This is a genomic window from Pseudomonas sp. HD6422, from assembly GCF_025377065.1.
GTDB classification, from domain to species: domain Bacteria; phylum Pseudomonadota; class Gammaproteobacteria; order Pseudomonadales; family Pseudomonadaceae; genus Aquipseudomonas; species Aquipseudomonas putida_U.
The window spans coordinates 78,746-97,837 of record NZ_JAHWIW010000004.1; the positions used below are offsets into that span (position 1 = coordinate 78,746).

General features: G+C 62.8%; 15 protein-coding genes. 14 read left to right on the forward strand and 1 reads right to left on the reverse strand.

Annotated features, from left to right (window positions below):
• Positions 1-26: 26 nt before the first annotated feature.
• The 6 genes from gap to KY379_RS03880 all read left to right on the forward strand — a co-directional run bounded on the left by gap (position 27) and on the right by KY379_RS03880 (position 6,695).
• On the forward strand, positions 27-1,028 hold the full coding sequence (gene gap, locus KY379_RS03855) for a type I glyceraldehyde-3-phosphate dehydrogenase (protein WP_261239035.1): 1,002 nt from the start codon (positions 27-29) through the stop codon (positions 1,026-1,028).
• A gap of 152 nt (positions 1,029-1,180) precedes the next feature.
• Entirely contained in the window at positions 1,181-1,693 is a 513-nt protein-coding gene (locus tag KY379_RS03860) for an RNA polymerase sigma factor (RefSeq protein WP_133326287.1), read from the forward strand.
• A 91-nt stretch (positions 1,694-1,784) separates the two neighbouring features.
• Positions 1,785-2,744: a FecR family protein gene (locus tag KY379_RS03865; RefSeq protein ID WP_261239038.1), complete on the forward strand. Its 960-nt coding sequence runs from the start codon at positions 1,785-1,787 to the stop codon at positions 2,742-2,744.
• Between the two features lie 142 nt (positions 2,745-2,886).
• Complete coding sequence (locus KY379_RS03870) at positions 2,887-5,493, forward strand: TonB-dependent receptor (protein WP_261239039.1); 2,607 nt, start codon at positions 2,887-2,889, stop codon at positions 5,491-5,493.
• Between the two features lie 142 nt (positions 5,494-5,635).
• Positions 5,636-6,229 (forward strand): biliverdin-producing heme oxygenase, encoded by a 594-nt coding sequence (locus tag KY379_RS03875; protein WP_133326293.1) that lies wholly within the window; start codon positions 5,636-5,638, stop codon positions 6,227-6,229.
• 52 nt (positions 6,230-6,281) lie between these two features.
• The gene (locus tag KY379_RS03880; protein WP_261239040.1) at positions 6,282-6,695 is read left to right on the forward strand and encodes a YbaN family protein; all 414 of its coding nucleotides are present in this window, start codon (positions 6,282-6,284) and stop codon (positions 6,693-6,695) included.
• On the opposite strand, the gene arcD (KY379_RS03885) is transcribed toward KY379_RS03880, so the two are convergent.
• Positions 6,675-8,102: an arginine-ornithine antiporter gene (gene arcD / locus KY379_RS03885; RefSeq protein ID WP_196171853.1), complete on the reverse strand. Its 1,428-nt coding sequence runs from the start codon at positions 8,100-8,102 to the stop codon at positions 6,675-6,677. The genes KY379_RS03880 and arcD (KY379_RS03885) overlap by 21 nt on opposite strands.
• 411 nt (positions 8,103-8,513) lie before the next feature.
• Here arcD (KY379_RS03885) and arcD (KY379_RS03890) point away from each other — a divergent pair, with 411 nt between their 5' ends.
• The 8 genes from arcD (KY379_RS03890) (at position 8,514) to gcvP (ending at position 19,028) form a co-directional block, all read left to right on the forward strand.
• Positions 8,514-9,941: an arginine-ornithine antiporter gene (gene arcD / locus KY379_RS03890; protein ID WP_133326299.1), complete on the forward strand. Its 1,428-nt coding sequence runs from the start codon at positions 8,514-8,516 to the stop codon at positions 9,939-9,941.
• A gap of 34 nt (positions 9,942-9,975) precedes the next feature.
• Positions 9,976-11,229 (forward strand): arginine deiminase, encoded by a 1,254-nt coding sequence (gene arcA, locus KY379_RS03895; protein WP_133326301.1) that lies wholly within the window; start codon positions 9,976-9,978, stop codon positions 11,227-11,229.
• 84 nt (positions 11,230-11,313) lie between these two features.
• Positions 11,314-12,324, forward strand: coding sequence for an ornithine carbamoyltransferase (locus tag KY379_RS03900; RefSeq protein ID WP_261239044.1), 1,011 nt, complete (start codon positions 11,314-11,316; stop codon positions 12,322-12,324).
• A 121-nt stretch (positions 12,325-12,445) separates the two neighbouring features.
• Entirely contained in the window at positions 12,446-13,375 is a 930-nt protein-coding gene (gene arcC, locus KY379_RS03905) for a carbamate kinase (RefSeq protein WP_133326305.1), read from the forward strand.
• A gap of 54 nt (positions 13,376-13,429) precedes the next feature.
• Positions 13,430-13,804, forward strand: coding sequence for a DUF5064 family protein (locus KY379_RS03910; RefSeq protein ID WP_133326307.1), 375 nt, complete (start codon positions 13,430-13,432; stop codon positions 13,802-13,804).
• Between the two features lie 120 nt (positions 13,805-13,924).
• On the forward strand, positions 13,925-15,436 hold the full coding sequence (locus KY379_RS03915) for a sigma-54-dependent transcriptional regulator (protein WP_261239045.1): 1,512 nt from the start codon (positions 13,925-13,927) through the stop codon (positions 15,434-15,436).
• A 340-nt stretch (positions 15,437-15,776) separates the two neighbouring features.
• Positions 15,777-16,160: a glycine cleavage system protein GcvH gene (gene gcvH, locus KY379_RS03920; RefSeq protein ID WP_133326311.1), complete on the forward strand. Its 384-nt coding sequence runs from the start codon at positions 15,777-15,779 to the stop codon at positions 16,158-16,160.
• 12 nt (positions 16,161-16,172) lie between these two features.
• Positions 16,173-19,028 (forward strand): aminomethyl-transferring glycine dehydrogenase, encoded by a 2,856-nt coding sequence (gene gcvP / locus KY379_RS03925; protein WP_261239047.1) that lies wholly within the window; start codon positions 16,173-16,175, stop codon positions 19,026-19,028.
• Positions 19,029-19,092 lie beyond the last annotated feature (64 nt).

The window sequence follows — 19,092 nt, forward strand, 5'->3', positions numbered from 1 at the left end:
TCACTCGAACTGCCAGAGGTACTGCCATGACCCTACGCATCGCCATCAATGGATTCGGCCGCATCGGACGCAACGTCTTGCGCGCACTGTATACCCAAGGCTACCGCCAGGACCTGCAGGTCGTCGCCATCAACGACCTGGGCGACAGCACCATGAACGCCCACCTGCTCAAGTACGACAGCGTGCACGGCACCTTCGACGCCACGGTGGAGGCCGACCATGAAAGCCTCACGGTCAATGGTGACCGCATTGCCGTCAGCGCCATCCGCAACCCCGCCGACCTGCCCTGGAAGGCCGAAGCAATCGATGTGGTGTTCGAGTGTACCGGGCTCTTCACCGAGCGGGCCAAGGCTGCCGCGCACCTGACGGCTGGCGCTGGCAAGGTGATCGTCTCGGCCCCGGCCAAGGGTGCCGACGCCACGGTGGTGTATGGGGTCAACCACGACATCCTGCGTGCCTCGCACCAAATCATTTCCAATGCCTCCTGCACCACCAACTGCCTGGCGCCGATCGCCCAGGTACTGGACCGCGAGTTCGGCATCGAGCAGGGCCTGATGACCACCATCCATGCCTACACCAATGACCAGGTACTGACCGACGTCTACCACAGCGACCCGTATCGGGCTCGCTCGGCGACCCAGTCGATGATCCCGAGCAAGACCGGCGCCGCCGAGGCCGTGGGCCTGGTACTGCCGGAACTGGCCGGCAAGCTCACCGGCATGGCGGTGCGGGTCCCGGTGATCAACGTGTCGCTGGTGGACCTCACCGTCAATCTCAAACGTGAGGCCAGCGCCGAACAGGTCAACCAGTTGTTCCTCGAAGCCAGCCGGCATTCGCGGGTGTTGGGCTATAACGCCCTGCCTCTGGTGTCCTGCGACTTCAACCACAATCCCCTGTCGTCGATCTTCGACGCCAACCATACCCGCGCCAACGGCCGCATGCTCAAGGTACTGGCCTGGTACGACAATGAGTGGGGCTTCTCCAACCGCATGCTGGACAACTGCCTGGCGCTCTGCAGCGCTCGCTGAGAAGACGCTTGGCGTCGGTGAGATCGAGCGCCGCCCGCGCGGCGCTCGCCCCTCCCCTCACAATCTTTACCTTTTCCTAATCCTTCCGGACTTGACCCGAGGAGCAGATGATAAGCATTATCATTAACCCCTCGTAGGTCAGGTTTCCCTCCGTGAGTCAGTCCCGGTTCAATTCCATCTTTCTCCTCCAGCGCCTTTCCCTACTGCGCACCCTCCAGCGCATGGTCGGCAACCCCAGCACGGCTGAAGACCTGCTGCAGGAAACCTACCTGCGGGTGTCGCGGGCATTGAGCGAGCGTCCCATCGCGCACCTTGAACCCTTCGTTTTCCAGACCGCCCGCAATCTGGCCCTAGACCACTTGCGCAGCCGACGGGTCCAAGCGCGGACGCTGATCGACGATGTACCCGAGGAGGTGCTGCACAACGTCGCCGCGCCGACCAGTCACCATGAGGAGGCCGCGCATGCCGAACGCCTGCTCAAGCAGTTGAGCGCTAGCCTCGGGCAACTGAGTGAGCGCCAGCAGCGGATCTTCATCCTGAGCCGCGTGCATGGCGCCAGCTATCTGGAAATCGCCCAGCAATTGAACGTCTCGGCGAGCACCGTGCAAAAGGAGCTGAAACTGATCATGGCCATCTGCATGGGCGTGGCCGATCGACTCAAGTGAAACCACCAGCAGCCTTCGGGGTAATCCGACTCCCTTGCCAGACCCAAGCGTTGCCTTGATCATGCGCGAAAAACCCATCCAGAGATCCACCGTGACCGACAGCCCTGCCCCTCAACCGCCATCCACCGTGTCCGACGCACGGGCACGCGCCATGGACGAAGCGCTGGACTGGCTCGTGCGCCTGCAATGCGCCACCGAGCAGGACACCCTGGCGTTCGAGCAATGGCTGGGGGCGGCCACCGAGAACGCCGAAGCCTATGTGCAAGCCGAAGCGCTATGGAACGGCAAACCGCTGCGCCAGGCCGCCGCGCAACTGCACCAGAACCAGCGCCGGTCGCTTCGCGGACGCTTGCGCGCGCACTGGAAACCGCTGGCCACGGCTGCCGTGCTGCTGGTCGGACTGTTCACTTTCGGCAACCTGCCGATACGCCTGCAAGCCGACCACCTGACCGTGGTCGGCGAACGCCAACGCCTGGAGCTGAGTGGTGGCACCAAGGTACTGCTCAACACCGACTCGGCTTTCTCCAGCGAACGACGCAACGGCCACGATGTCGCGCGTCTGCTGCAAGGCGAAGCATACTTCCAAGTCGCAGGTGGACAGCCACCACTGGAGGTCCTGGCCGGCCCGCTGCGTGCCCAGGTGCGTGACACCGATTTCGCCGTGCGCTATCTCGATGGACAGGCGCAGGTGCGGGTCCAGCGTGGCGACGTCGATCTCCAGGCCCCCAGCGACCAGCGCATCCGCCTCAGTGCCGGCGACACCATCAGTGTTGGCCCTAAGGGCTTCGGCCAGCGCCAACGCCGTGACATGCGCAAGGAACTGGCCTGGATCGACGGCCGTCTGGTGTTCGAGAACTGCCCGCTCAGCGAGGTTTTGGCCGAGGTGCGTCGCTATTACCCCGGCTGGATCATCAATCGCAACCGCCAGCTCGACCAGGTGGCTGTCACTGGCAACTACCGTCTCGACCAGCCGTTGCAGACCTTGCGCGCGCTCGCGCAGATCACCTCGGCGAAACTGCACGAGTACCCTGCCCTGGTCATCCTGAACTGACGAAGTGCGTCCGCTACTGCGCGCCTGACTATTTTTACGCAATCCCGACTGCCCAGCCGTCTCGTTATAGCCAATGCAACTGATTCTTGTTTCAGATGAGATCAGCCACCTATAACAGTTCGCGCGTCTGGGAGCGCCTTCGATGTCCACAGGTCAAAATCGCCCCTCAACCCTTCCCCGTCGTCGTAACGGGCAATTGCCGCTGCTCAGCCTTTCGCTGTTGAATCTGGCACTGCTTGCCAGCGGCACCTACAGCCTGCCGGCACTGGCCGCCGAATCGAGCCAGGTCAGCAGCCCGCGAACGGGCGACTACCGCTTCGAAATCGCCCAGCAACCGCTGGTTTCGGCCATCAACGCCTTCAGCCAGGTCACCGGCTGGCAGGTCGGCTTCAGCGCCGAGCTGGCCGATGGCATCGCCTCACCCGGCGTACAGGGATCGTTGTCGCCACAAGCTGCACTCAAGCGCCTGCTGCACGGCACCGGCCTGAACTTCCGCAGCATCGGTACGGGCAACGTGGTGCTCGAACGCCAAGCCGCAGGCAATGCCATCGCCCTGCAGCAGATGACCGTCAGTGCCACCCGCAGCGCCCAGGACGTCAGCCAGGTGCCCAGCACGGTCAGCGTGCACAGCCGCGAGCAACTGGACCGCGACAACGTCAACAACATCCAGGACCTGGTACGTTACGAGCCCGGCGTATCGGTCGCCGGCACGGGGCAGCGCAGCGGCCTGAACGGCTACAACATCCGCGGCATCGACGGCGAACGAATCCTCACCCAGATCGACGGCGTGTCGATCCCCGACAGCTTCTTCTACGGCCCGTACGCCCAGACCCAACGCAACTATGTCGACCCCGAGATCGTCAAGCGCGTGGAAATCCTCCGGGGCCCGGCTTCGGTGCTGTATGGCAGCAATGCGATCGGCGGCGCGGTGAGCTATTTCACCCTCGACCCAGACGACATCATCAAGCCCGGCAAGGACGTCGGTGCCCGCCTGAAAACCGGCTACAGCTCGGCAGATGAAAGCTGGCTGACCTCGGCCACCATCGCCGGTCGCCACGGCGACTTCGACGGCCTGCTGCACCTGAGCCAGCGCAACGGCCATGAGACGGAGTCCTACGGCAGCCATGGCGGCAGCGGCATCGACCGCACCGAGGCCAACCCGATGGACGTGCGCACCACCAACGTGCTGGCCAAGCTGGGATGGAACTACGCCGACGATGCGCGCCTGGGCTTTACCTACGAGAACTACAAGGATGACCGCGACCAGAACGTCCTGAGTGCCGTCAACGGTCCCTATGCCAACGGCAACGCCATGGGCATGTACAAGTCGAGGCAGGCCGAGGACACCATCACCCGCGAACGCTTCGGCCTCAACCACGAGTTCGGCCTGGACTCGGCGGTGGCCGATCGCATGAAGTGGAGCCTGAATTACCAGATCGCCAAGACCAATCAGGACACCGAAGAAATCTACGTGCCCCGTGTCCGTCAGGTGTTGCGTACCCGCAATACCACCTACAAGGATCGCCAGTGGGTATTCGACGCCCAGCTGGACAAGGCTTTCAGCATCGGCCAGACCGACCACGAACTGACCTACGGTGCCACCTTCAAGCATGAAAAGGTCACCGGCTCGCGCAGCGGTAGCGGTACCTGCCTGGCCGTGGGCTCAGGTTGCAGCGCTGTGGGCGCCGACAGCGCAACTGATCGCCAGCAGTTGGTCAGCGACTTCCCCGACCCGACCACCCACACCTACAGCCTGTTCGCCCAGGACCAGATCCGCTGGAACGACTGGACCTTCCTCCCCGGTGCCCGCTACGACTACACACGCATGGAGCCGAAATTCACCGACGCATTCCTGCGCGGTATTCAGGGCTCCAGCAGCACCGGTGCCGATTCGCTCGACGATTCGGCGAAGAAGTGGCACCGGGTGTCGCCGAAGTTCGGCATCACCTACGCTTTCAACGACAACTACACCTGGTACGGTCAGTACGCCGAAGGTTTCCGTACGCCAACCGCCAAGTCCATGTATGGCCGCTTCACCAACCAGACGTTGGGATATGTGGTCAAAGGCAACCCCGGGCTCGAACCGGAGAAGAGCAAAGGCTTCGAGACCGGTCTGCGCGGTAACTTCGATGCCGGCAACTTCGATTTGGCGGTGTTCTACAACAAGTACCGCGATTTCATCGATGAAGACGCAGTCCAGAGCGCCGACCTGGAAACCACCTTCCAGGCCAACAACATCAAGCACGCCACCATCAAGGGCGCCGAGGTCAAGGGCCGCTTGAACCTGGACAGCTTCGGCGCACCGCACGGCCTCTACACCCAGGGCTCGATCGCATACAGCTACGGACGCAACGATGACACCGGCCAGCCACTGAACACCGTGAATCCGCTCAAGGGCGTGTTCGGCCTGGGCTACGACCAGGATAACTACGGAGGTCTGCTGAGCTGGACGCTGGTCAAGCGCAAGACACGAGTGGACGACACCACCTTCTACGCGCCTGATGGCACCAGCAGCAAATTCCGCACCCCCGGCTACGGCGTGCTGGACCTGACCGGCTTCTACAAGGTGACCGACGATATGACCGTCAATGCCGGCCTGTACAACCTCACCGACAAGAAGTACTGGCAGTGGGATTCGGTCCGCAGCTATGACGGGCAAGGCGAGGCAGGCGTGACCCAGCCGGCCAACCTCGATCGCCTGACCATGCCGGGGCGCAATTTCGCGGTCAATGTGGTGTGGGATATCTGATTTGGATTGCCTGGGGTTTAGCGGTGCGGCGCAGATCGAGCGCCGCACCGCAACACCCGCCACGAGAAGCCCACATTTTTTACTGTCCCCGCGCCCCTGATTCGTCTTGTCACCAGACGCCCGATTCTTTCAAGGACACCCCATGACCGATCGCCCCGCCCTCCGCTCGCAACGCCTGAACCAAGTCACCCACGCCCCGCACACTGAGCTCGACGCCTTGGTCAAATCCCATGCGCCGTTCGCCAGTCGCGAAAACTTCGCCCACTTCGTGGCCGCTCAATACCTGTTCCAGGCAGAGCTGAAAGCGCTGTACAACGACCCGCAACTGATCGCCATCGTCCCCGACCTGGCCCAGCGCTGCCGTGCCGGGCAGGCCCGTCTGGACCTTGCCGATCTCGGCCGCGACGTGCCCGCCGCTGTGCCCGGTGCTTTGAGCAATCCGAGCCTGGGTGAAGCGATGGGCTGGATCTTCGTCTCCGAAGGCTCCAAACTGGGCGCTGCGTTTCTGATCAAGCGTGCTCAGGCCTTGCAGTTGTCCGAAGATTTTGGCGCCAGGCACCTGGGCGAGCCGGCCGGTGGCCGGGCCGAGGGCTGGAAGCAGTTCACCCGGATCCTCGATGGCCTGGCGCTGTCGCCCGAAGAAGATGCCGCCGCCGAGCGTGGCGCGGTCGCCGCTTTCGAGCGTTTCACCGCATTGCTCAAGCATGCCTATGCCATGGATGCGACGCCGGCCTGATGCAACTCCCGGTCACCTCGCAGGTGGCCGGACCGTTTTTCGCAGTGAGACCATGACCCGACCTGCCCGCTCCAAAATGTCGCGCCTGCTGTATGGCATCCTGGCTTACGTGAGCCTGGGCATCGGCCTGGTGGCCATCGTCATCCCCGGCCTGCCAACCACCGAGTTCATCCTGCTCGCCGCCTGGGCCGCGACACGCAGCTCGCCGCGGCTTTCTGCCTGGCTGGAAAGCCACCGGCTGTTTGGCCCGATCTTGCACAACTGGCGCAACGGCAAGGTGATCCAACGCCGGGCGAAGGTCAGCGCTACGGTGAGCATGCTGGTGTGCGCAGGACTGATGCTGGTGTTTCTCGAACATCGCTGGCCGGTGTTTCTGGCCATTGGCGGCATGACCTTGGGCAACCTGTGGATCTGGTCGCGCCCGGAGCACGCCGCCGTACCGCGGTCACAGACTCAGCAGCCCTGAAAACAACGCGTACGCGGCGACCGCCGCACCGATCAGCACAGCGGCGAAGATGAGTTTCTCCCAGGTGGTGAACAGCGTCTGGCCCTGCTCACGTTTGGCTCGGGCGAACAGGATCACGCCAGGCGCATACAGCAGCGCCGATAGCAGCAGGTACTTCAAACCGCCGGCATACAACAGCCAGACCGCATAGAGCAAAGCCACCAGCCCCACCAGCAGGTCCTTGTTCCGCCGTCTTGCCTGGCCCGCGTAGGTCTCGCCGCGCACTGCAAGCAGCACCGCATAGGCCGCCGACCACAAGTACGGCACCAGGATCATCGACGAGGCCAGGTAGATCAGGCTGGTGTAGGTCCCCGCCGAAAACAGCGTGATCAACAGAAAACCCTGGATCATGCAGTTGGTCAGCCACAGCGCATTGGCCGGTACATGATTGGCGTTCTCCTTGGCCAGAAAACGCGGCATGGTCTTGTCCCGGGCGGTGGCGAAAAGGATTTCCGCACACAGCAGCGCCCACGACAGCAAGGCCCCCAGCAGCGAAACCGCCAACCCGACACTGATCAACAGCCCGCCCCAAGGCCCGACGATGTACTCCAGCACCGCTGCCAGGGACGGATTCTGCAGCCTGGCCAGCTCTGGCTGGGTCATCACGCCCAACGACAGCACGTTGACCAGCACCAGCAGGGCCAGTACGCCGAGAAAGCCGATCACCGTGGCCTTGCCCACGTCCGAGCGCCTCAGCGCCCGCCCCGAATAGACACTGGCGCCCTCGATGCCGATGAACACGAACACCGTCACCAGCATCATGTTGCGGACCTGCTCGAGCACATTGCCGAACTGAGGATTGCTCAGGCCCCAGATATCGCGGGTGAAGACATCGGCCTTGAAGGCGAATGCGGCGATCACCACGAAGATCAGCAGCGGCACGACCTTGGCCACGGTGGTGACCTGGTTGATGAACGCCGCTTCCTTGATGCCGCGCAGCACCACGAAATGTACCGTCCACAGCAGCAGCGAGGCGCAGGCGATGGCGATCGGCGTGTTGCCCTCGCCGAACACCGGGAAATAGAACCCCAGGGTGCTGAACAGCAGCACGAAGTAACCGACGTTGCCCAACCAGGCGCTGATCCAGTAGCCCCACGCCGAGGAGAAGCCCATGTACTCGCCAAAGCCCGCCTTGGCATAGGCGTAGACGCCGGAGTCCAACTCTGGCTTGCGATTGGCCAGGGTCTGGAACACGAAGGCCAACGCCAGCATGCCGATTGCGGTAATGGCCCAGCCGATCAGTACCGCACCGACGTCGGCACGGGCCGCCATGTTCTGCGGCAGCGAGAAGATCCCCCCGCCAATCATCGAACCGACCACCAGTGCGATCAGTGCGCCTAGGCGTAGCTTCTGTCCCGGTTCACTCATGGCATCCCTTTTTTCTGCACGCTGTCATTCATTTGAAACAGCCCCACGGATCATATAAGCACCGACATTATCTATAGCACTAATAACTGCTTTGTCTATTGACTTGTTCTGTTACAACCGACGTAAAGAAACAAATTGTAAGCGAAACGTGTTTAAACGGCGTCCTTGTGAAAAATTTGCGAAAACCCCAAAAGCGGCTAGCTTGAGATTTCGCAGGCCACACAGAGCGTTTGCTCTGCAAGGACATGGAGGTGCCAGCATCCAAGGCCTGCAATTGAGCTGTCGGCACGCTCCAGGAGCCACGTGAAGGAAATTTCCTACTTCACGTGATCATGAGCTGACTTGTGTCAGTTCATGACTCAGGCGTCGGATTTAATCTGTCGTCAACTTTCTCCTGGCAGGAGTTGTTAAATGTCTGATTCTTCCGGAAAACTAAAACTCGGCGCTTTAGTTGCACTTGTTGTAGGTTCGATGATTGGCGGGGGGATCTTCTCACTGCCGCAAAACATGGCAGCCAGTGCGGAGGTGGGGGCCGTCTTGATCGGCTGGGCCATCACCGCAGTCGGCATGCTCACGCTGGCGTTCGTGTTCCAGACCCTGGCCAATCGCAAGCCTGACCTCGACGGCGGGGTGTACGCCTATGCCAAGGCCGGTTTCGGCGACTACATGGGTTTCTCTTCGGCCTGGGGCTATTGGATCAGTGCCTGGCTGGGCAACGTCGGTTACTTCGTGCTGCTGTTCAGCACCCTCGGCTACTTCTTCCCGATCTTCGGCGAAGGCAACACCCCAGCGGCCATCATCGGCGCATCGGTCCTGCTCTGGGCGGTGCACTTTCTGGTGCTGCGCGGCATCAAGGAAGCGGCATTCATCAACCTGGTCACCACCGTGGCCAAGGTCGTGCCGCTGGCGCTGTTCGTGCTGATCTGCCTGTTCGCCTTCAAACTCGACATCTTCACCGCCGACATCTGGGGCGTGAACGCGCCCGAGTTGGGTAGCGTGATGAACCAGGTCCGCAACATGATGCTGGTCACCGTGTGGGTGTTCATCGGTATCGAGGGTGCGAGCATCTTCTCGTCCCGGGCCGAAAAGCGCTCGGACGTGGGTAAGGCCACGGTCATCGGTTTCATCACCGTGCTGTTGTTCCTGGTACTGGTCAACGTGCTGTCGTTGGGGGTGATGACCCAGCCGGAGCTGGCAAAACTGCAGAACCCGTCGATGGCTGCCGTGCTCGAGCATGTGGTCGGTCATTGGGGCGCGGTGCTGATCAGCGTCGGCCTGGTCATCTCGCTGCTCGGTGCCTTGCTGTCGTGGGTGCTGCTGTGTGCCGAGATCATGTTCGCCGCCGCCAAGGACCACACCATGCCGGAGTTCCTGCGCCGCGAAAACAGCAAGCAGGTGCCGGCCAACGCGCTGTGGCTGACCAATGCCATGGTACAGATCTTCCTCGTCATCACCCTGTTCTCCAGCAGCACCTACCTGTCGCTGATCTACCTCGCCACCTCGATGATCCTGGTGCCTTACCTGTGGTCGGCGGCCTACGGCTTCCTGCTGGCCCTGCGCGGCGAGACCTATGAACAAGCCGCCTCCGAGCGCAGCAAGGACCTGCTGATCGGTGGCATCGCCCTGGTGTACGCCATCTGGCTGCTGTACGCCGGTGGCGTGAAGTACCTGCTGCTTTCCGCGTTGCTGTACGCCCCAGGCGCGATCCTGTTCGCCAAGGCCAAGCGCGAGGTAGGTCAACCCATCTTCACCAACATCGAAAAACTGGTCTTCGCCGCCGTGATCGTCGGTGCGATCGTGGCCGCCTATGGCCTCTACGACGGTTTCCTGACCCTTTGATCCTGGTCTTCGCACTAATTGGAGGATTCGAACCATGTCCACTGAAAAACAGAAGTACGGTGTCCACTCGGAGGCCGGCAAGCTGCACAAGGTGATGGTCTGCGCTCCGGGGCTGGCGCACAAACGCCTGACCCCCAGCAACTGCGATGAATTGCTGTTCGATGACGTGATCTGGGTCGACCAGGCCAAGCGTGACCACTTCGACTTCGTCACCAAGATGCGCGAACGCGGCGTCGAGGTGCTGGAAATGCACAACCTGCTGACCGACATCGTGCAGAACAAAGAGGCCCTCAAGTGGATCCTCGATCGCAAGATCACCCCGGACACCGTCGGCGTGGGGCTGACCAATGAGGTCCGCAGCTGGCTCGAAGGCCTGGAGGCTCGCCATCTGGCCGAGTTCCTGATTGGCGGCGTTGCCGGCCAGGACCTGCCACAGAGCGAAGGCGCCGACGTGGTCAAGATGTACAACGACTACCTGGGCCACTCCAGCTTCATCCTGCCGCCGCTGCCCAACACCCAGTTCACCCGCGACACCACCTGCTGGATCTACGGCGGCGTGACGCTCAACCCGATGTACTGGCCGGCTCGACGCCAGGAAACCCTGTTGACCACCGCCATCTACAAGTTCCATCCGGAGTTCACCAAGGCCGACTTCCAGGTCTGGTACGGCGACCCGGACAAGGACCACGGCAGCGCCACCCTCGAAGGCGGCGACGTGATGCCGATCGGCAAGGGCATCGTGCTGATCGGCATGGGCGAACGCACCTCGCGTCAGGCCATCGGCCAATTGGCACAGAACCTGTTCGCCAAGGGTGCGGCCAGCGAAGTCATCGTCGCCGGCCTGCCGAAATCTCGCGCCGCCATGCACCTGGATACCGTGTTCAGCTTCTGCGACCGCGACCTGGTGACGGTCTTCCCGGAAGTGGTGAGCGAGATCGTGCCGTTCATCATCCGGCCCGACGAGGGCAAGCCATACGGCATGGATGTGCGCCGGATCAACAAATCCTTCATCGAAGTGGTCGGCGAGCAGCTGGGCGTCAAGCTGCGGGTGGTGGAAACCGGTGGCAACAGCTTCGCCGCCGAGCGTGAGCAGTGGGACGACGGTAACAACGTGGTGGCCATCGAGCCAGGCGTGGTGGTCGGTTATGACCGCAACACCTACACCAACACCCTGCTGCGCAAGGCCGGCATCGAAGTCATCACCATCAGCGCCGGCGAACTGGGCCGCGGCCGTGGCGGCGGTCACTGCATGACCTGCCCGATCGTGCGCGATCCAGTCGATTACTAGCACGCCCGACCCCGGCAGCGCCCAGCGGGCGCACGCCGGGCCACCAACGTCCCGAATTCATTGAAAGCCTAAGGAGACTCCGTCATGGCGTTCAACATCCACAATCGCAACCTGCTCAGCCTCGAACATCACACCACTCGCGAGCTGAAGTACCTGCTGGACCTGTCCCGCGACCTCAAGCGCGCCAAGTACACCGGCACCGAGCAGCAGCACCTGAAGGGCAACAACATTGCCCTGATCTTCGAGAAGACCTCCACTCGCACCCGCTGCGCTTTCGAGGTCGCCGCCTATGACCAGGGCGCCAACGTCACCTACATCGATCCCAACTCCTCGCAGATCGGCCACAAGGAAAGCATGAAGGACACTGCCCGGGTGCTCGGGCGTATGTACGATGCCATCGAGTACCGCGGCTTCAAGCAGGAGATCGTCGAAGAACTGGCCAAGTTCGCCGGCGTGCCGGTATTCAACGGTCTCACCGACGAATACCACCCAACCCAGATGATCGCCGACGTGCTGACCATGCGCGAGCACAGCGACAAGCCGCTGCATGACATCAGCTACGTGTACCTGGGCGATGCCCGTAACAACATGGGCAACTCGCTGTTGCTGATTGGTGCCAAGCTCGGCATGGACGTGCGCATCGCCGCGCCCAAGGCGCTGTGGCCCCATGACGACCTGGTCGAGCGCTGCAAGCAATACGCCGAGGAAAGCGGCGCGCGCATCACCCTGACCGAAGATGCCAAGACGGCGGTCAAGGGGGTCGACTTCATCCACACCGACGTCTGGGTGTCGATGGGCGAGCCGATCGAAGCCTGGGGCGAACGAATCAAGCTGCTCAAGCCTTATCAGGTGAACAAGGAGCTCATGAAGGCTTCCGGCAATCCACGAACCAAATTCATGCATTGCCTGCCGGCCTTCCACAACTCCGAGACCAAGGTCGGCAAACAGATCGCCGAACAGTATCCGGACCTGGCCAACGGCATCGAAGTGACCGATGACGTGTTCGAGTCGCCGGCTTGCATCGCCTTCGAGCAGGCGGAAAACCGCATGCATACGATCAAGGCGATCCTGGTCTCGACCCTGGCCGATCTGTAAGTAGCGACCGCGATAGCCGAGATCTGCACGGTCACTGTGGGAGCGGGCAAGCCCGCTCCCACAGGGGCCAGGCAGCCTTAGATACCGGCGGCTCCTTTCCATTCGTTAAAGGACATTCCCCATGCGTATCGTTGTAGCTTTGGGCGGTAACGCCCTGCTGCGTCGCGGCGAGCCGATGACCGCTGAAAACCAGCGCGCCAACATCCGCACCGCCACCGAACAGATCGCCAAGATTCACCCCGGCAACGAACTGGTCATCGCCCATGGCAACGGCCCACAGGTCGGCTTGCTGTCGCTTCAGGGCATGGCCTACAAGCCTGACGAGGCCTATCCGCTGGATGTGCTGGGCGCCGAGACGGAGGGCATGATCGGTTACATGATCGAGCAGGAGCTGGGCAACCTGCTGGCCTTCGAAGTGCCGTTCGCCACTCTGCTCACCCAGGTCGAGGTGGACGCCAACGACCCCGCCTTCAAGGACCCGACCAAGTTCATCGGCCCGGTCTACAGCAAGGAAGAAGCCGAAAAACTGGCCAAGGAAAAAGGCTGGGTGGTCAAGCCCGACGGCGACAAGTACCGCCGCGTGGTGGCCAGCCCGAAACCCAAGCGCATCTTCGAGATCCGCCCGATCAAGTGGCTGCTGGAAAAGAGCAGCATCGTGATCTGCGCCGGCGGTGGCGGTATTCCCACCATGTACGATGAAAACCGCAAGCTGAAGGGCATCGAGGCGGTGATCGACAAGGACCTGGCCTCGGCACTGCTGGCCGAACAGCTCGAGGCCGACCTCCTGGTGATCGCCACCGACGTCGACGCTGCCTATGTCGACTGGGGCAAACCGACCCAGAAGGCCATCGCCGAGGCCCATCCCGATGAGCTCGAGCGCCTGGGCTTCGCCGCCGGTTCCATGGGGCCGAAGGTGCAGGCTGCCAGCAACTTCGCCCGCAACACCGGCAAGGTGGCCGTGATCAGCTCACTGGAGAACATCGAGGACATCGTCAAAGGCACTGCCGGTACTCGGGTTTCCACCGCCAAGCCCGGAATCAGCTACCGTTGATGCACCAGGCGGGCGCCGTTCGCCCGCCAACTTCAAGCTTCCGGAGGATTCGCCATGGCCACCTACGAGCCCGGTCATGTACACATCGAGCGCACCGCGCTGAACAAGAACGACCACAGCTACGATCTCAAGGTCGATTACCAGGCTGAGACCGACCCCAATGAAGGCAGAGGCATCCGCTTCCGCATGCACGGTTCCATCGAAGGCAAGCCGGTCGACGAGCACTTCTTCCTGTCCAAGGACCAGGTACTGCCCAGCTTTCTCATGGTCCTGTCGCGCAAGGCACAGTCCTATCTGACACCGCCGAAGAAATTCGAAAGCCTGGGTTCGCCGCACAAGATCTACGACCACATGTTCAATGACATCCGCGAAAAGCTCGATGTGAAGTCGGGCGACCCGGTCAAACCGGAACATCTGGGAAACCCCTGATTACCGCCAGGCCGGCTCCCTGGAGCCGGCTTGTCACGGACACCCGCAGCGCCAGCCTTGGGCATGCACCCCGACTAGGGGCATAATAGCGCCCTCCCCGGCCATCATCCCCGCCTTCCCATGCGTATCCACGTCAGCTTCATCGATCGCGTCGGCATCACCCAGGAAGTCCTGGCCCTGCTCGGCGCCCGCAACCTCAACCTGGATGCCGTGGAAATGGTGCCGCCGAACGTCTATATCGACGCCCCGACCCTAAGCCCCGCCGTGCTCGAAGAACTGCACGATGCCTTGTTCGAAGTGCAGGGCGTGCAATCGGTCGAGGTGGTGGACATCCTTCCCGGCCAACGCCGCCACCTGCAGCTCGACGCCTTGCTCGCCGCGATGAGCGACCCGGTTCTGGCGGTAGACAGCGCAGGCAAGGTGCTGCTGGCCAACCCGGCCCTGATCGCCCTGTGCGGGCGCGAATCGGCAGGACGCTCGATCGGCGAACTGTTCGCCGACCCTGGCCTGCTCCAGGCCCTGCTGGACAACAACTTCCACCTGCCGATGCGCGAAATGCAGCTCAACGGCCAGAGCCTGCTGCTCGATGCCACGCCCATCACCAACGCCGGTGGCCTGCTGACCCTGTACCCACCCACGCGCATGGGGGAGCGTCTGTCGGCCCTGCACCACGACCATGCCGAAGGCTTCGATGCCTTGCTTGGCGAATCGCCGGCAATCCGTACCCTCAAGGCTCGCGCGCTGCGGGTAGCGGCCCTCGACGCGCCGTTGCTGGTGCACGGCGAAACCGGCACCGGCAAGGAATTGGTCGCCCGCGCCTGCCATGCCGTGAGCAGCCGCCACACGGCACCTTTCCTCGCCCTGAACTGCGCGGCCCTGCCGGAAAGCCTGGCCGAAAGCGAGTTGTTCGGCTACGCCCCAGGCGCCTTCACCGGCGCCCAGCGCGGCGGCAAGCCAGGGCTGATGGAACTGGCCAACCAGGGCACGGTGTTTCTCGACGAGATCGGCGAAATGTCGCCCTACCTGCAGGCCAAGCTCCTGCGCTTTCTCAACGATGGCAGTTTCCGCCGAGTCGGCGGCGACCGCGAAGTGAAGGTCGATGTGCGCATCATCAGCGCCACCCACCGCGACCTGGAGCGCATGGTCGCCGACGGCAGCTTCCGCGAAGACCTGTTCTACCGCCTGAACGTCCTCAACCTGCAGGTGCCGCCGCTGCGCGACCGTGGCCAGGACATCCTGATGCTGGCGCACTTCTTCATGCAGCAAGCCTGCACGCAGATCCAGCGCCCAGCCTGCCGACTGGCCCCGGCTACCCACGCGGCGCTGCTGGCCAATCCCTGGCCGGGCAACGTACGCCAGTTGCAGAACGTGATTTTCCGCGCAGCGGCCATCTGCGAGGGCTCCGTGGTGGACATCGGCGATCTGGACATCGCCGGCACATCCGTGGCCCGCGGCCAGGATGGCGAAGTGGCGAGCCTGGAACAGGCGATGGGCGATTTCGAGCGCGAACTGCTGCAACGGTTGTACGCGAGCTATCCCTCGACCCGGCAACTGGCCGGGCGTCTGCAGACCTCGCACACCGCCATCGCCCAGCGGTTGCGCAAGTACGGCATCCCAAAGGCGAACGGTTGAATTCGTGCAGAGCTTCGCGTGCCCAGGGCCTCAGCCCCGCAATTTGCAGCCTGATAGATAACGGTGCCCGTCTGATGTGTATCGATATCAGTACATCGTATCGATATCAATACAAAAGGCGACGGACCTTTATAGCCAAGTGTTTGATGGATTAAATCTTTTCAACAGCAATTGCACTGTATCGATTTCATTCCAAATAAAACCCGAGTCACGTTACGGGTTATCGTTAAGTTACTGATAAATATACATTTTTTATCAATGGCAACATTCTTGCTTAGGAACCGCTACTAAAAGCGCGTGGCCCACCGCGCCTCCTAGCCCTGCTTCCTGAGGAATTCCCATGAGCGAGTTGCGTTTTACCGAAGATCACGAATGGCTGCGTGCCGAAGCCGACGGCAGTGTCACCGTGGGCATCACCGCCTACGCCCAGAACGCCCTGGGTGATGTGGTCTACGTGCAACTGCCGGAGCTGCAGCACTACGACAAAGGCGCCGAAGCCTCGACCGTCGAATCGGTCAAGGCCGCTAGCGGCGTGTACATGCCACTGGCCGGTGAAGTGATCGCAGTCAACGATGGCCTCAACGACAGCCCCGAACTGGTCAACGAAGACCCATTGGGCGAAGGCTGGTTCTTCCGCTTCAAGCCAACCGATGCCCAGGCCGTGTCCGCCCTGCTCGACCAGGACGCCTACGATCGCCTGATCAAAGCCAACGACGACGCCTGAGGAGCCGCCACCATGACCATCAACCTCGGCACCGCCAACGAATTCATCGCCCGCCACATCGGCCCCCGTAGCGCTGACGAGCAAGCCATGCTCGCCAGCCTCGGTTTCGATTCGCTGGAGGCCATGACCGCCGCAGTCATTCCCGACAGCATCAAGGGCACCAGCGTGCTCGGCAGCGAGGACGGCCAAAGCGAAGCCGATGCCCTCGCCGCGCTCAAGGCCATCGCCGGCAAGAACCAGCTGTTCAAGAACTACATCGGCCAGGGCTACTACAACACCCACACCCCTGCACCGATCCTGCGCAACCTGCTGGAGAACCCAGCCTGGTACACCGCCTACACCCCCTATCAGCCAGAAATCTCCCAAGGCCGACTGGAAGCGCTGCTGAACTTCCAGACCCTGGTCAGCGACCTGACCGGTCTGCCGATCGCCAACGCCTCCCTGCTCGACGAAGCCACTGCCGCTGCCGAGGCCATGACCTTCTGCAAGCGTTTGTCGAAGAACAAGTCCAGCCACGCCTTCTTCGTTTCGCAGCACTGCCACCCGCAGACCCTCGACGTGCTGCGCACCCGCGCCGAGCCGCTGGGCATCGACATCGTGGTCGGCGACGAAACCGAGCTGAGCGATGTATCCGCGTTCTTCGGCGCACTGCTGCAATACCCAGCCAGCAACGGTGAGGTGTACGACTACCGCGAACTGGTGCAGCGCTTCCACGCCGCCAACGCCCTGGTTGCGGTCGCCGCCGACCTGCTGGCCCTGACCCTGCTCACCGCACCGGGTGAGTTCGGCGCCGACGTGGCTATCGGCAGCGCCCAGCGCTTTGGTGTACCGCTGGGCTTCGGTGGCCCGCACGCGGCCTACTTCGCCACCCGCGACGCGTTCAAGCGCGACATGCCGGGCCGCCTGGTCGGCGTGTCGATCGACCGCTTCGGCAAGACCGCCCTGCGCTTGGCCATGCAGACCCGCGAGCAACACATCCGCCGCGAGAAAGCCACCAGCAACATCTGCACCGCCCAGGTCCTGCTGGCCAACATCGCCAGCATGTTCGCCGTGTACCACGGCCCCGAGGGCCTCAAGCGCATCGCCCTGCGCACCCACAACCTGACCTCGATCCTGGCCGCCGGCCTCGAGCGACTGGGCCTGAAGGTACTCGGCGAGACCGCGTTCGACACCCTGACCCTGGCCACCGGCACGGCTACCGCCGAGCTGCACGACAAGGCGCGCGCCCAGCGCATCAACCTGCGCCAGATCGATGCCGAGCACTTGGGCCTGTCGCTCGACGAAACCAGCACTCAGGCCGACGTCGAAGGTCTGTGGCAGCTGTTCGGCGCCGGCCAGGTGCAGCCTGACTTCGCCGCCCTCGCCGCCAGCACCGCCTCACGCCTGCCAGCGGCCCTGCTGCGCCAGTCGGCCATCCTCGAACATCCGGTGTTCAACCGCTATCACAGCGAAACCGAATTGATGCGCTACCTGCGCCGCCTGGCCGACAAGGACCTGGCGCTGGACCGCAGCATGATTCCGCTGGGCTCGTGCACCATGAAGCTCAATGCCGCCAGTGAGATGATCCCGGTGACCTGGGCCGAGTTCGGCAACCTGCACCCCTTCGCCCCAGCCGAGCAAAGCCAGGGCTACCTGCAGATGACCACCGAGCTGGAAGCCATGCTCTGTGCCGCCACCGGCTACGATGCCGTGTCGCTGCAACCCAACGCCGGTTCCCAGGGCGAATATGCCGGACTGCTGGCTATCCGCGCCTACCACCGCAGCCGCGGCGAAGCCCATCGCGACATCTGCCTGATCCCGTCCTCGGCCCACGGTACCAACCCGGCGACCGCGCACATGGCCGGCATGCGTGTTGTGGTCACCGCCTGCGACGCCCGCGGCAACGTCGACGTCGAAGACCTGCGGGCCAAGGCGATCGAGCACCGCGAGCGCCTTGCGGCGATCATGATCACCTACCCGTCGACCCACGGCGTGTTCGAGGAGGCGATCGGCGAAATCTGCGCGATCATCCACGACAATGGCGGCCAGGTGTACATCGACGGCGCCAACATGAACGCCATGGTCGGCCTGTGCGCCCCCGGCAAGTTCGGCGGCGACGTGTCCCACCTGAACCTGCACAAGACCTTCTGCATTCCGCACGGCGGTGGCGGCCCTGGCGTCGGCCCGATCGGCGTTAAATCGCACCTGGCGCCGTTCCTGCCCGGCCACGCTCAGCTCGAAAACACGGGCGGCGCGGTCTGCGCAGCGCCGTTCGGCAGCGCCAGCATCCTGCCGATCACCTGGATGTACATCCGCATGATGGGTGGCGCCGGGCTCAAGCGTGCCTCGCAGATGGCCATCCTCAATGCCAACTACATCGCCCGTCGCCTGGAAGAGCACTATCCTGTTCTGTATAGCGGCGGTAACGGCCTGGTAGCGCATGAATGCATCCTCGACCTGCGCCCGCTCAAGGACACCAGTGGCATCAGTGTCGATGACGTGGCCAAACGCCTGATCGACTTCGGCTTCCACGCCCCGACCATGTCGTTCCCGGTAGCGGGTACGCTGATGATCGAACCGACCGAAAGCGAATCCAAGGAAGAGCTGGACCGCTTCTGCGACGCGATGATCCGCATCCGCGAAGAAATCCGCGCGGTCGAGACCGGCAGTCTGGACAAGGACGACAACCCGCTGAAGAACGCCCCACACACGGCGGCCGAACTGGTTGGCGAGTGGTCCCATGGCTACAGCCGCGAGCAGGCGGTGTACCCATTGCCGAGCCTGGTGGAGGGCAAGTACTGGCCACCGGTCGGCCGCGTCGACAACGTGTTCGGCGACCGTAACCTGGTCTGCGCCTGCCCGTCGATCGAGAGCTATCAGGACGTCTAATGGCCCTTGGGCTCGCTACTGCCCTGTAGAAGCGGGTTCACCCGCGAATGCGATGCAGGCTTCA

Excerpts from the sequence above, each read along its gene's own strand:
- gap (WP_261239035.1), top strand. The coding sequence starts at position 27 with ATGACCCTACGCATCGCCATCAATGGATTCGGCCGCATCGGACGCAAC.
- KY379_RS03870 (WP_261239039.1), top strand. The coding sequence starts at position 2,887 with ATGTCCACAGGTCAAAATCGCCCCTCAACCCTTCCCCGTCGTCGTAAC.
- KY379_RS03875 (WP_133326293.1), top strand. The coding sequence starts at position 5,636 with ATGACCGATCGCCCCGCCCTCCGCTCGCAACGCCTGAACCAAGTCACC.
- KY379_RS03880 (WP_261239040.1), top strand. The coding sequence starts at position 6,282 with ATGACCCGACCTGCCCGCTCCAAAATGTCGCGCCTGCTGTATGGCATC.
- arcD (WP_196171853.1), bottom strand. The coding sequence starts at position 8,102 with ATGAGTGAACCGGGACAGAAGCTACGCCTAGGCGCACTGATCGCACTG.
- arcD (WP_133326299.1), top strand. The coding sequence starts at position 8,514 with ATGTCTGATTCTTCCGGAAAACTAAAACTCGGCGCTTTAGTTGCACTT.
- arcA (WP_133326301.1), top strand. The coding sequence starts at position 9,976 with ATGTCCACTGAAAAACAGAAGTACGGTGTCCACTCGGAGGCCGGCAAG.
- KY379_RS03900 (WP_261239044.1), top strand. The coding sequence starts at position 11,314 with ATGGCGTTCAACATCCACAATCGCAACCTGCTCAGCCTCGAACATCAC.
- arcC (WP_133326305.1), top strand. The coding sequence starts at position 12,446 with ATGCGTATCGTTGTAGCTTTGGGCGGTAACGCCCTGCTGCGTCGCGGC.
- KY379_RS03910 (WP_133326307.1), top strand. The coding sequence starts at position 13,430 with ATGGCCACCTACGAGCCCGGTCATGTACACATCGAGCGCACCGCGCTG.
- KY379_RS03915 (WP_261239045.1), top strand. The coding sequence starts at position 13,925 with ATGCGTATCCACGTCAGCTTCATCGATCGCGTCGGCATCACCCAGGAA.
- gcvH (WP_133326311.1), top strand. The coding sequence starts at position 15,777 with ATGAGCGAGTTGCGTTTTACCGAAGATCACGAATGGCTGCGTGCCGAA.
- gcvP (WP_261239047.1), top strand. The coding sequence starts at position 16,173 with ATGACCATCAACCTCGGCACCGCCAACGAATTCATCGCCCGCCACATC.